Raw genomic sequence first — 13,840 nt, 5'->3', positions numbered from 1 at the left:
CAGTGCCTATACTTTGCCCAGCGGAACAACCGCATCCGGATGGCCAGCTACGAGCCTGATGTTTGCCATCGCCTCGCGCGCGAGCTCGAGCGCGCGCACGCCTGGAAGATCGCCGGTGTAGTCGTGCGGAAGGTAGTTGCCAGGAAGCAGCAGGCCCAAGCCACTCCCGAGGTCGCGCGGGCGAACCGCGCGCAGGCGTGCGAGATCGAAGGCCTCGTGGAGCGCATCGAGAACATCATCGAAATCCCAGTTTTCCTGATTGGGCTGCGGGGGCACCGCAAGAAGAATGCTCTGCGGTGGGCGTGCGCCGGGCGCGTCGTAGTGGAAGGCGATGGCTGCCGTCTGATATCGATCGGGAATGAATTCTGGCCAGTCGTCGCACACGAGTCCAGCAAGAGTCGTTGAGGTGTCTGATGGCTTGAGCCCGCCTGGCGTGTGCAAGGCGAGCGCGAGTTTCGGAACCACCCGGTTGATGTCCTTGTAGGGCGTTTCGCCCTGTTGCTCGATGTAAGCACGCAACTCCTCGGGCACCTGATTCGGATCGAAGGCAACCCCCTCCGGCTCTTGCCACGCTTCCGGTAACGCCGCCCAGATCTCGCCTGCTACGTGAGGAAATTGCACTACCCGGAAGTCGTCTGCAGCGCTGAGTTCGACGAGCGTCTCGTGTGCGGTGAGTGCTGCGGAGTAGCGGTCGAGCCCCTCGCGCACGCGCGCCAGCGTCGTCATCCAGCCGGTCACGCGCCAAGGGTCGTTCGCTGTGAGCGCGCTCTGATCACCGAGCGCAGCGCTGAAGCCGTCAGCATAAGGGCCGAGCGCAAAGCGGGGCAGAACGGGGAAATCATGGCCAAGCAGCAGCTTGATCTGGTCGATGGCCTGCTGCACACGCTGGGCGTGCGTGAGCTCGGTATGGTCGGCGAGCAATGGGGGCGGCTGCTTCAGCGTTTTGAGCTTGGCTCCAAGCTGCGCGGCTAGCGCCGATCGTGCCTTGCCCATGTCGTCGTTGAGCGCCGCGCCATCCGCGTTGGGCGCAAAGACTGCGAGCACCTGCGGCGGCCATGCGGCGGGTGGAAGAAACTCTGCGTGCGCTTCCAGCGCCGCGCGCAGTTCGTCTGCCGTTTCGGCGTCCGCGAGCGAGGTGCCGAATGCCTCAAAATCGTCAATCAGGGTGCCCGCGCGGGCACGGAGTTCGCCGAGATCCACGCCAGGATATTCGCCTTGTGCAGGCAGCGTTTTTTCAATTTCGTCGTTTGGCACGACGAAGTCTTTACGTGTGGCAGGACGCGCACGATCGACGAGCGCGCGTAACACGGTCGCGAATGCCTCGAAGTGTGCGAGGCCGAGGCTTGTGCCGTCGCCATCTGACATGATGTCGAGGCCAGTGACGTTGGCGCGGTCGTCGAGCTTATCTATCAGCTTTTTCACGACCTGACCGCGCAAGCCTGTATCGGCCGGCCCTGTCGTCATGTCGTGCGTGGCTATGGTGCTCTCGAGCATGGCCGACAGCGGCGAATAGCCGAGCTCGGCGAGCGTGATGTTAACGCGGTTCGCGTCGATAGCTGGGTGGCCTTCTTCCGACTCGCCCCGATGAACCTGCGCGGAGAACACATAGCGCTTTGGCTCGCCCAGCATAAACGCGAGCCAGGCGTTGAGCGACGGTTCGGCCCGTGCGCGTCTGTCGTCTGGCCAGGCGTGACCAGCGTCGGGCGGGCACAGCAGGGCAAAGCGCTGGGTGTAGCTCGCGCCGCCGCGCGGGGTCCACGCAAACCTGGGTTCAATCGGTAATGCCTGCTTGTCGGCGACCGCCATCGCCGCGCTCGCCCGCTCGAAGTTGCCCTGGACGATCTGGTGCATGCCTTCGGCCATCAGCAGGTCGCTCACAGCGTCGGCGAGGTCTGTTGCATCGGCAAGCACGGCTTCGAACGCTGCCTGCTCCTTCGGCTGCAAACCAACGAACGGATGAATGCCGTTGGTCTCGACGCCTTGTACCCGGCTCTTCACATCTGCGGGCGATGCCTGCCAGGCGGCCAACAGCGCGACGCCATCAACGACGTTGCGCGCACCAACAGCCTCTTGGGGCTCATCGGTCGGATTCTCGCCCGCAGGCCGCCACGGATAGGCGAGACGCAGTGGCCAGATGAGCTTGCCGAGGAGCGCGTCACGCAAGCCACGCTCGATGCGGTACCCGTAAAGCGCAGCAAGAGGCTGATCGCGCGTGAGTCCCTGAAGGATCCCGAGGGCGCGATTGGTGCGCCGCGAATCGAGGTTGATGTTGAAGGCGCCTTGCTCGTGGTTAGCAAGAAAGCCGCTGCGCAGAATCGCCGCACTTGCGGCTTGCCCGAGCGAAGGGGCGAGCAGGTAGCCGTCGCTGTCGGGGCGTGGATCACACTTCAGATTTTCGACCCACGCATAGCCTCCGACATGCACGCCTGTCGGGCGGGTCGCGCGCATCTTCTGAAGACGCCGGCTGGCGCGTGCCGTATACCACGCATCGAGCCGGTAGGAAAACGCATCCAGCGTAGTGCGCAGGGCGACGTTGAGTTCACCGACGGGACGGTTGGCGAGATACGCCAGGCTCACCTGAACGCCTGCGGCGTTGCGCAGTGGAGGAGTGAATTTGCCGATTGCGTCCCGGAACTTGGCGCCCATCGTACTTGCGTGCCCTTCGCCGAGCTGCAGGGGTTGCGTTGCAAGACTCTTCGCGACATGCTCGCCCAATGTTGCGCGTCCGCTTACAGCGGGAATCACAACAGCTGCGAGCTCCTTCGGACTATTAACGGAAAATTCGGCCTCGTTCTGGGTACGCGGTTCGACATTCATCAGGTGGGACATTGTGAGCGATTCCACCCGCCTGACGGCGGCACTTCCGATCGCGAAGTTTTGCACGGCATCGTGGCGTTCGAACTGCACAGAGCAGGCAGCGAGCGCCTGCAACAGAGCGGGCCCGGCTTGGTAGGCGCTCAATTGTGCGTCGGACTGGTCGGGCGGCTGATTCAGAGCGTCCGCGATCCTGCTCAGGTAGTTTTGCCCTTCCGGCATCGGGTTGTCAGGAGGCGCTTCAACTGTCGGTTGCTGCGCATCTGCGAGCACCCAGGGTACGCCCGCGAGACTGGCGGCCGAATAGGGGGGATCGGGTGGAAACGCGGCGCACGTGAGGATCGGCAGCAGGTCAACGCCAGTCTGGTCCACACCGAGCGCGTTCAGCAAAGCATTCACCAGCATCTGCCTCGATGGCCCCTGCACTCCGGAGACATCGAAAACCACCGGCTTCAGGCAGACGTTATCGGCGTTGCGGTACGCAGCCGTCTGAGACCACGCAGAGGTTTGCAGAATGTCCTTCGCGCGGTCGACGTCACCGTCGGTGAGCAACGGCACGGCGTTGCATGCGAGCTCCCACAATGGCCGCAGCACCGGCAAGATCTTGGACAGCCCTTGCTCGATCTGCGCGTCGCTCACGCCGGATATCGCGGGTATGCCGTCAGTTGCCTCTGATACGAAGCGCTTGCCGGTTACCGGTAGAACGCCATAGGGCTGCTTTCCGACACGCAGCAACGGCAGCGGACCAGCCGGGCGCAGATAGGACACCACATAGCTACGAAGTGCATAGAGGGTTGGCGTTTTTAGCAACAAGTTCTGCTCGTCGCCTGGCGGATTCCACAACTCCATCAGGTAATGGCCGAACGTAGCGCGCCACAATGCGTTCATCATGTGCATCGCGGTGCGCTGCTCGGCCAGGTGTGCGTTATCGATAGACTGGGCGGGCAAAGCCGGCCCGGGCAGCCCGAGCGCGTCGGTGAGAAGTTCCAGCGCGTCCTTTTGCTGCGGGAGTTGCGCGAGTTCCTCCTCTGAAGGTGGAGGCGTACTTTCCTGAGCGGGGCTGTAGCCGGATGGCGCGGCTTCGGTGTTGTTGGTCGGGGTGTCGAGCGGCATGAAGGCCAGCCCTTCGGAGTCAGCCTGTGCCGCCAGCATTTCCCCCAGCCCAGCGGCCGTGTCCGGTGCTTCCCTCGTCCACTCCAGGCCAATCACGACGAGGCGCTCGAGGGTATCGACCGCCAGCTTGAATGGCGCAGCCTTTCGCTGTTTGATGAAGGCCGTCACCATTTCCTGGGTGACTTGCAATGCCATCCCTTTTGCGAGCGCGGCATCGAAGTCCACAAGCCACGCGCGCTCGCCGCCGAGTAGCGCCTCAGGCGCGTCTTGGTCGAGCCAGTCCGGCGAGAGAATCAGCTCGTCGGGAATCCGGTTTCCCCAGACGCGGAACACTTCGCGCCGCCCGGCGGCGTATCCGATTGCGCACCAGCGGTCGGGCAACAGCAGCGCGCGCGTCTGCTTTGCCTTGGCATCTATGACGGGCGCATCAGGGAATTGCGGTTCGACACCTTGCTGGCCTTCGCTTGCGGCGTTCTCCGGCGTGAGCACACGCAGCACCCAGGCGCACCGATTGCGCCCCACGCCTGACGAAAGGTCACGAACAATACGGGCTGTCTCGTCAGGCTTGCCGGAGAAGCGTGCGCGCCAGTAATCTGTGCCTGACTGCTTCTCCTTGTCGGTAAGTGCCGGTGTATGCTCGACAATGTTGAGATCGTCGGGATAGACGCGGATGCGCAATGTGTTCGGGTCGGGTGCATAGCGCGTCTCCAGACGCATCGGAAGCAGCGCAATCGGGACACCGCCGTCCAGCGCCGCGGCCATCGCGGCGGGATCGCGTTCGCCGATCAGGTCGTCGGCGAATCGATCGAGCACGCTGTTCCCCTTGCGAATCTGGTCCACGAGTGACTGACGTGTGGCGCGCACAGCGTCAATCGCCTTGCTAAGCTTTGCCGTGACACGGGCTGCGGCGCCTGATTGCTGCGCGGCTTCGAGCGCGCGCCGCTGTGCGGCGAGACTGCTGTCCAGCGCTCGCTGCTGCGCCTGCAGGTCGTGCAGGAGTTCGCGCTGTTTGGCGAGGTCCTTCAGATTCAAATCAAGGCGCGGCATGGCGTGGTCCTCATTGCAATTGCCGTCAGTCTTCAATTGCGGGGCATCTTCAGCATTTCGCCCGAGTAGTAGCCGCGAAATGGACGCTGCATCAGCGCGTCGGCGATCGTGGCGGCATGCGGTTTGTCCCACCTCGGACCCTTGGCGGGCGGCGCGTGCGCGAGTTGCGCACTGCCGAAGTACACGCCACCGTTGACTCCCACTTCCTTCCAGTCCACGTTCAGCCAGCCCTGCCCGTCGCCGCCTTCCTGATCGGGTTCGTCGAAGCCGAAACGCGGCTCGGTCATCTGTTCTTCGAGGATGAAGAAGTAATTCACCATGTCGTCGGGTCGTATTTCGAAGCCCAGATAGCTGATGTCCTTGCCGAGATGTCCTTTGAGTATCGGCAGCTTGGCGTTGGCGGCGAGCATCTCGGCTTGCTGTCCGGCCTCGTGCGGCTCGCTCTCGCCTGGGCGGGTGTCGTGATCGCCCTTGGGATATGCGTAGACGGAGAGCGTCGGAAAGCGCTCAAGCAATTGCCCGCGGATCAGGAGCACGGTCATTTCGTTGCTCGCTGGTTGTGCACCGAGCGGCCGTTCGAGCCACTTGTGAATCGGCTCAATGTCGCCTTTGCCGTCGAGACGCTGCCAGAAGTTCAACATCGGCGTGCCGCGCTGGTCAGTGGGAAAGCCCTGCCACAATAGCTTGCGACACATCTCGTGGTTGGCACCAAGCATCAGCGACTCGACAAAACGAGGGTTGGTCTTCACCGCCATGATGAAGTCGTCCGGCAACACGCCGACGCCAGGCAGGAACACGTCCGGCGCGAGTGTTTCCAGTTTCTTCGAGAGCGGCAGCATGAGTTGCGGATACGCCATTACCCGATCGAAGTGCACCGGGATAACGTAGCGCAGACGCTCCAGGAGGGCGAGATCCATCCGGGTCGCGATGAAGTCGTTGGTGAGCCCCACATCGCTTGTCCAGCCGACCGCGTGGCCGCCCAAGGTCAACGTCGTGGCAAGCCGCAATGGCACTGTACGCGCCGGGTCGATCCGTGCACGCAGGGCGGTGATCGAGGATGGGAGCGGAAAGTCGACGGGCGCGATTACCATCTTTTCGGCTTGTTGTGGATCGGTCCACAGGTTCTGGAAATCCTTGAACGCCTGCGAGTAGCGAAGCAGCACCTCGCGCGACTTGATCGCGGGCGGCAGGGTAATGGAGGGCACCGCCTCAGCGGGTGGTACCGTGGGTGAAAACTGCCCGGGGCCTCGAAGCCGAATTTGGACTGGCGCCGCGCCGCCCAAGGCGCCCGGCGGCAAGCTGGTGAACACCGCCTGCTTTCCATAGAGATGTAGCGCGTGGGCGTGTACGCTGCCCAGATGCCCATGGGAGGAACGTAGCGTGCGGATCGCCTTGCGCGCCCCCGGTGTGAACTTGCTACCCATCGTCTTGAGCGTCCCGCTCGCCCGGTCGATCTTGAGCGCCTGGGCGTGCGGCTGACCGCCTTGCTGAACTGTCAACAGCACTCCTTGCGCGCCACCGCGGCTCGCCTGTGTCACCAGTTCGCGGACGTCTCCGAGCAGAGGTTGCCCCGCGACTCGCCGTAGCTGGGCGATGCGCAGCAGATGCGTATCGGTGAGAATGCCTTGATGCCAGATATCGCCCATTTGCGGCGGCGTACGCTCTGTTCTGGACGCTTGGCGGCGCGCGCTCGCGGCAGCACGCTGGAGCTTGGCGATCGCGCCCGCCGCCCTGCTCCCCGGCATTCCGATGAAGGGGGCGAGATCCACGAGTGCGTCGGGGTCGGCCGGCAGCGGAATCGCATCGAAAGAGCGGCTTCCCATAATTCCGTCGGGCACGAATCGGTTGGGGTCGATCGCGGTGATCTGTTGGGTGGCGTTGGCGAACCTGTTCATCAACGCAGTCATTTGCGCCGGGAGTGGCGTGAGCCCGAGATTTCGCTCGCGCCACTGCGCCATACGCAAGATCGGACGGCGCGCACTGGTGAGGCGGCGCATCGCGCCGTCGAAGAGTTCGTCGGGTAGCGTGACACCAGCAAGACGCCCGTACAGGCTCAGATCTGGCGCAATCTTCACGCGTGCCCGCGCCGGCGCCAGCAGTGCCAGCAGACGCACGTCGGACAGTTTCGTGAGATGGCGCGCTTCGACTGCCTTTAACACGTCGTGCGCGAGCCGCGACAGCGAAAAAGCACGTTCCGCAGCGAGCACATCGCCCACCTGTTGCCACGCCGCCTGCATGAACCCGTCCTGGTTGCGACGGACCACTTCAGCGCCCCAGCCCGCGGCAAGGCGATACCGCGGCTGCAGGTTGAGGTCCTCCAGCCAGTGCTGTCCGATCCGCGTGGAGTCCACCGTAAGGCGCTTCGCCGGAAATTCACCGTACAAAGGCGGCGAGAGCGTCGGCACCCGATCGTCTTTCGGTGTGCCGCTGTTTGCGAGCGCCTGGCCGCTGTTCAGAATCGCCTCCAGGTTTTGTGCGAAAAGAGGATGCTTGTCGGTCTCTTCGGGCGTGTAGTCCAGCGAGATCATCGCGCCTTCGAAGACCGTTTGATCAGGAGTCGGGACGTCACAAAGAAGACGGTCAGCATCGACCGCTACCTTGCGGATGCCGATGGCCGCGAGCTTCCTGAGGAATTCAGTTTCGCCAGCGTAGGCTGAAGGCGTGCGCAAGCGTCGTGCGAGCGACTCAATATCGCCTTCCGGGCCTGTCGAGAAGGTCCAGTGGTAGTACACCGGCAGAACGAGGCTGTCGCGGGGCGCGCGATCCCAGGCGGGGCTCAGCGTGTCACCCTTGGGCGCTTCACCCAACCCTCGCGCCCGTCCCTGATCGAAGGCCGGCACCACGCAAGCAAGGTAATCGTGGTATGGCTCAAGGCGCCGCGGGCACACCAGGCGCGAGATGTTGCGTTCTGGGTATTGCTTGAGTTCGGCGGCGAGTGCTGCATCGTTGTTGCTCACGGGAACAGCCTGTGTATGCGCCCACAGCCAGGATTCGCCCAGATCCGGAAGTTCGCTTGCGATCTGCCCGCCAGCGAGTTCGATCGAGGGCAATGGTTGGCCGGCACGCACCTGCGGGAGCGCCGGAGCGACTGCGCGATCGATCACGACCAGCACGAGCCACGGACGCAGACGCTGGTCTACGTTGGGCGCTGCGGGTGTAAGCAGCCACGGAAAGTCGGGCGGATCGAAGTCGACGATCGCGAGGTAGTTCGGTTCGAAATTGGTGACGTTCGGTTTGGGATCAGTGCGCACGATGAGGCGCGGATCAATACCGATGATGTCGGCCGGTCCATACAGTGCGAGATCCAGATTGCCTGACACCACGGCCACGCCTGCACCGTCCTGCTTCGCTTGCAGCGTAAGGCCGACTGTGACCTGGGCACGCACAGCAAGCGCATTGCCGTCATCCTCGTTCTGGTGGCTGCGAGCGAGCCCGCGTCGTGCCCAGGGCGCAAAACGATACGGGATGCTCATGCAGCCTCCGCGATTTCGGCCATCTCTACCGCCTGGTGCTGGCGGGGGTCGAGTGCCATGTCGAAGCGGTATGCCTGATCGGCCTGCCACACGCTGCTGTAGGTCTTGGCGGCAGTGAGCTCCAACGTCACCTTCGACGTCACCGCCATCGGCGCGGGATCGACACGTACGGGCGCGATCTGCGGAGGTTGAACGAACGCCTTGTCGCGCAATGGCGAGAGTCCGGCCGCACCGAATCGCATCAGCACGCCATGGAATTGATCCGAGAAGGCCATGCTTCCTATGCGCCGCAGCTTGCGTGGCCCGCGCTTGGCGCCGAGGTCGACTTCCTCGTAGTCCAGAGTCTCTTCGACGATCTCCCCCAGTACGAAGTCGTCATCGCGAAGGGCATAACCCGCTGTGTAGGACTCGAAAGAGGGCTTTGCGAGTTTGTCGTCCTGCGAGAGTTCGAGAAATTGCGCAGCGGCAAAAGTGTCGGGCAGCGCCTCCGGGAGCCTGGATGGTGGTCCTGCGTTGTCTCCCCGGGCGAGCTGCAGCGAGCCTGCGCCAAACTCATTCGGACCGTCGATCTTGCTGCCGCTTGCCTTCTGAAGCCGTAAATTGAGTGGCACGAGTTTCTGGCGGAACTCGAGGCCGCCAAGCGGATGCGCGAGCAGGGCCGTGCCCGGATCGACCCGCGCCAAGGTCAGGAATCCATCACCGCCTTGCGGCAATTGTGCGCTCCAGTTGCCTTGTTTTGCGATTTCCAGCGCCAGCTTGTCGGCGATCCTGACAGCGACCACAGGCGTGTCGCGGTCAGTACCCCACGCTTCGTCGATATGCAAGCTGAAGTCGGGCAGCGGCCACGGGGTATGAACTTCCGCCCGCCCCACGATGTGCCAGCGCCCCGGGCCCGCAAGCAATCCGTCCAGATTGATTGAGGAGAAGTCCTGGCCGAACACGTGGATCGCCAGATATGCATGCAGATCGAACTCGAAGTAGAACCTGGGCTCGAGGTAGCAGATTGCGTCAAAGCCAAAGCCGCCCTCGATGCTCGCGATCCCGATGTCTGCCCAGACGCGCAGATCGGAACCCGCTTGCACTGTCGCCGAAGTGATCGCGAAATAGCCCTTGAAGGACACACCGATAATACCAATGTCGTAGCTTGCGCCAACCCGATCGAACGGCGAGGGGATGTCGGAAGGTACTTCTTTGAATTTGGGATGGAAGCCGCCTGCGCTGATCAGAAAGGTCGGATGGTCGCCGAACGCAGCGCGGAACGCGAACTGACCGGTGATGGAAATGAAGGCGACGTGCGAGTTCACCAGCTTGGCATCGAAGCCGATGCGCAGCGGCTCGAACGTAACCGAGCCCACGAAGTCTAGGCGGAGGTAAAGCAGTGAGAGGTCTGCGCTAACGAGTGGAGGCAATTGCACGATGCCTTGGCCAAGCAGCACAAACTGGTTGGCTTCAACGAGCAGGCCCAGGCGCACGGTGAGCAGACTGGGTGTACCCCAGCCGAGCTCAAGCATCGGTCCGATCACGAAACCGCCTGGCTTCACGGGGAAAAGCGTGCGAAGCGTGGAAATGATCTTGGGTGCATCGCCCACCGGATTGGTGGGAAAGAGGACCGCGTCGAGCGCGCCGTTGGAGATGCCTTGGGACAGTGCGGTTATGTTTGTCGTATGCTGCACCCCAATCAGGCCGCCAATTCCGGTGAGCGTGAAACCGAAGGACAACTGGACGGGTGGAAATTCACCGTAGATCAAGAGCAGGAGGGAATAGCCTGTTTCCGTCGTGCTGAGGACGCAGATCGCCTTGACGTCGATCGCTAATAGCTTGAGCTCAAGCGTGCCGGCATATCCCGTCGCGTCAACGGCCAGATAGCCGCCACCTTTGACGACGCCTGCGTCCAGACTTAGACCGATCCCGTTGGGCCGCTTGAATGAAAAGTGAGGGGGAGGCTTGCCGCCAACCTGGAGATCGACGAGCATGCCCATGCGATCCACAACGGCTTCGAATGGCCCAAGCTCGACGCCGAAACTAGCCGAGAACTCGGTTTGGAGATGCAGGAAGCTGCCGTCGACGGGCGCGAAACCCAGATTGATAAGCTCGAGCTTGAACGGCCCGGCAGGGAGTGTGGGTATCGGCAGGCTGGCCGTGAGGCCCGTGCCGTTTTTCAGGCGCAGCCTGCCCAGATGATCAGCATTAGCTTCGAGTGCGAAGTCGAGCCTCACGTCCTTCCCAAGCACCTGTGGCAGAAAGCTGTCATCTGGAATGAAGCGAGCCTTGCTCTCGCGCGCGAAGAAACTGAGCTTGGGCGCACTGTTGATCAGGCTAAGACCGACACCCAGCTCGCCAATGCGCAACTCCACACCGCCGAACGGGCCGATCACCAGCGTGCCGTCGTCCTTGCTGCGCACGAAGCTCATGTCCAGATTGAAGTCGCTGCTCACCTGCACTTGGCCGCGAGGCGCGACGGGAACGAAGACGTCGACGCCTGGCGTGGTGGTGAGCTCGATTGCGAAGCCGGCGATGTCGTTCGACTTGATGTTCTTCAGACTAAGATTGAGGCCAGCCTTCACGCCGATCGGCGCGGATGTGCAAATCTCGATCACGCCACCGATTTGCGGCGGTAGATCGAGCGTGGCGAAATCGATCTTTACTGGCAACGGCGGTAGAGCTGGCAGGCCGCCAGCGAAACCGAGGGCGGCATCACCCGTGCTGGGTGCGGTGAAGGAGCAATCGAGCAGACTGCCCGCAACGACCACGAGGAGGCCGAGCGCCGCCTGGGTGTCCCTGATCTGTGGCGCAGTGGTTGCACCGGTGAGGTCGGCCAGCCGGGCCGCTTCCTGACCGGCAACTGGAGACGCTTCGGTGTCCCCGCTTAGCATCAAGAGGATCTTTCCCAGACTAAACGCGCTCGGGTAGCCTAGTTTCGGCTGCGTTGCGAATCCTTCCATCTGCTGCAGGACTGGATCAAGCATTGCCAGTGCCGCCGTGGGATTTCCGCCTTCCATTGCGTCGACCGCCTGACGCATGCAATTCAACGCAGTGAGCGCTTCGCCGATGACCCCGACCGCGAAGGACAGCGATTCGGCGTGGGCGCCATTGGGCGCGAAATCAGAAAGATCCGGATCGATGGGCGGAGCATCGGCATCTAGTACACCAAGCATCTGCCACACGAGCCTCTCGGCATCGACGCGCTGCGGGTCGGGTAGGGCGCTTAGCGCATGCGTGATGGTCGTACGGAACCAGTCATAAACTTGCTTAAACGCTTGGTCCGGTTTGGACACGTTGCCTCCTTTCTGCTAGGCGACATGCTTTTCATGTTAGGGAAGCGGATGGGAGCTGGGCGAATTTCTTTTGGAATCGCATGCGATCCTAAGAGACATAGGTGTCAAAGACCGACTACAACCGGAAGCGGCAGATAACTACGTTACAACACCAGAATTTATCTACTTTTAGCATCTTGTCAAAGTTTTTTGCAGAGTATGTCACGCATGCAATGGAGAGGGTAGAAGCCTGTAAGAAGTATCCATTTGATTTTCTGATTTCTTGATGAAACTGTGCGGTTGCCAACACAACAGATTGCACGTCGAAAACGGGGAACGGTTACTTACCAAAGACACGATGCGATTGACTTTTCATTCCTTGATTAAATTTGCTTGCGCCAGATCGATGACATATAAATTGAGCATGTGACAAGTCCCGCTCTCCAACCAGACAGGAATGAAAATGCCGACACCTATTTCGGTTCTCCAGCCTTTTGCTCCGAACCTGGTATCTGATCTATCCCGTCTTGCGTTCACGTCCGTCGAACAGGTTCTGGGGGCAGCACAGATTTCAGGTCCGCTGCTGCAGACCTTTCTTGGTGGAATCAATCTCGCGACACTTCCGTTGCCGCCGCTAGACGTCATTCCTCCGGCGATCAAGGCGATCATCGACGCTGCTGTATATGCATTTGGGGTCCCTGTTGCGCCGTTGACGGCCTCCTATGCTCCCGGTGCTGGCCTTCCTCCTCCGCCTCTTCATCCCTCTACGAAGTCACTCGTGCCCGACATGTCGCCGATCCGGTACCAGGGCAATCGTCCAACGTGTGTTGCTTTCTCAAGTCTCGCGGCTCTTGAGCACAATGTCCGCAAGCATCCGGGCCCGTTTGGATTTTTGATTGACCTCGAAGACTGCTCGGAGCAGTGGCTTTACTATCGGTGCAAAAAGGCGGATGAGAACAACAAGCCTGGAACCCTTGTTTCGAACGCTTATCGCTCTTTGCAAAAAGACGGTACGGTGCCCGAACTGGATTGGCCGTATGAATCGCCGGCGGCCCCCAACGATCCTGGTACCCCGCTTCCTGTTCTGCCTGAGCTCGCGCTTTCGGGAATCGGATCTCAGACCCGGATCAGGGAAGGCCGTGCGTTGAATGGCAAGTCCATCGCCGACTTTCGTGCGGCAATAGACAATGAGCGTGCGGTGACATTCTGGGTGCCTGTATTCAAATCATGGAGTCAGAACGCCTGGTCAAACTTCCTTGGACAGATCACGATGCCCATTCCCGATGAGAAGTCGGTGGAGGCGCATGCGATGTGCGTCGTCGGATACATGGACCAACCAGAGTCCCCGGAAATTGGAGGTGGCCGCTTCATCGTTCGCAATAGCTGGGGGGCAAACTGGGGCCTCTTGAATATTTGGGGTGATCGAGTAGCGTTGCCTAACGGGTATGGAACGATCCCTTACGCCTATATTGCTAATTTCGGATGTGAAGCGTTTGTGATAGCCCGCGGTCCATTCGAGTAGCAGCGTCTAGCAAGATTTGGCCGAACCCGACCGTCGTGCCAGGTTCCACATTTCCCAAAAGCTGCTGGTGAGTGCGTTGCCGATTGCCTTGCCGGCGGAAGAACTGTTCGACACACCGATGTATCACGCAACGTTTTGCTCATCTCACTTAGTCGGAATTTTGTTCTTTCACAAAACTATTTTTTTAAAAAAGCAGTACATGGTTCTATTGAATAATGCAGACTTCGCGTGATCGCGATGTAGCTAAAACGGTACGGCAGCCTGGCGAAGTGCGAGGTCCAAAGTGGCCCTAAGGATGACGTCTATTCCGCCTGGCGGTAGGCCGCGCGCTGCACGAAACGCCGTGATCGCTGCAGTTGTAGAGGGTCCAGCGACGCCCGTTACGTCGCCCGCGTCGAACCCGAGCGCGCCGAGTCCCTGTTGAACGCCCGAAACGGTTCCGAGCTGAATTCTAACTTCGGGCGGCTCGCTTCCGACTACGCCCGATGGGATGCGTGGTCGGAGATCAAAATGCTGCACATCGCCGCTGGCGCTTTGGCCAAAATCGCAAACGCCCCAGCGCATCAATGGGTTTAGAAGGACTACCGAAGGGTCGCCCGCCAGCGTGGTGACTACTT

Annotated in this window: 5 protein-coding genes; 1 reads left to right on the top strand and 4 read right to left on the bottom strand. The window is 61.4% G+C overall.

What is annotated here, in order from left to right; translation table 11 throughout:
- Positions 1-6: 6 nt before the first annotated feature.
- From ACQKRQ_RS38400 to ACQKRQ_RS38390, 3 genes are all read right to left on the bottom strand, one after another.
- Positions 7-4,974 carry a hypothetical protein gene (locus ACQKRQ_RS38400; RefSeq protein WP_427482900.1) on the bottom strand — a complete coding sequence of 1,656 codons (4,968 nt, stop codon included), beginning with the start codon at positions 4,972-4,974 and terminating at the stop codon, positions 7-9.
- Between the two features lie 32 nt (positions 4,975-5,006).
- Entirely contained in the window at positions 5,007-8,024 is a 3,018-nt protein-coding gene (locus ACQKRQ_RS38395; RefSeq protein WP_427482898.1) for a hypothetical protein, read from the bottom strand.
- A gap of 419 nt (positions 8,025-8,443) precedes the next feature.
- On the bottom strand, positions 8,444-11,722 hold the full coding sequence (locus ACQKRQ_RS38390) for a DUF6603 domain-containing protein (RefSeq protein WP_427482896.1): 3,279 nt from the start codon (positions 11,720-11,722) through the stop codon (positions 8,444-8,446).
- A gap of 436 nt (positions 11,723-12,158) precedes the next feature.
- Between ACQKRQ_RS38390 and ACQKRQ_RS38385 the strand changes: the two genes are divergently transcribed.
- Positions 12,159-13,223, top strand: a complete 1,065-nt coding sequence (locus ACQKRQ_RS38385; protein ID WP_427482895.1) for a C1 family peptidase — start codon at positions 12,159-12,161, stop codon at positions 13,221-13,223.
- Positions 13,224-13,466: 243 nt separating this feature from the next.
- On the opposite strand, the gene ACQKRQ_RS38380 is transcribed toward ACQKRQ_RS38385, so the two are convergent.
- Positions 13,467-13,787, bottom strand: coding sequence for a peptidoglycan-binding domain-containing protein (locus tag ACQKRQ_RS38380; protein ID WP_427482958.1), 321 nt, complete (start codon positions 13,785-13,787; stop codon positions 13,467-13,469).
- Between the last annotated feature and the right edge of the window lie 53 nt (positions 13,788-13,840).

This window comes from Paraburkholderia sp. NPDC080076 (assembly GCF_050281145.1).
Taxonomy (GTDB): Bacteria; Pseudomonadota; Gammaproteobacteria; order Burkholderiales; family Burkholderiaceae; genus Paraburkholderia.
This window is presented reverse-complemented; position numbering and strand designations above follow the sequence as displayed.

What these genes read in the sequence shown, in the direction of transcription:
- ACQKRQ_RS38400 (WP_427482900.1), bottom strand. Translation starts at nt 4,974, where the DNA reads ATGCCGCGCCTTGATTTGAATCTGAAGGACCTCGCCAAACAGCGCGAA.
- ACQKRQ_RS38385 (WP_427482895.1), top strand. Translation starts at nt 12,159, where the DNA reads ATGAAAATGCCGACACCTATTTCGGTTCTCCAGCCTTTTGCTCCGAAC.
- ACQKRQ_RS38380 (WP_427482958.1), bottom strand. Translation starts at nt 13,787, where the DNA reads ATGCGCTGGGGCGTTTGCGATTTTGGCCAAAGCGCCAGCGGCGATGTG.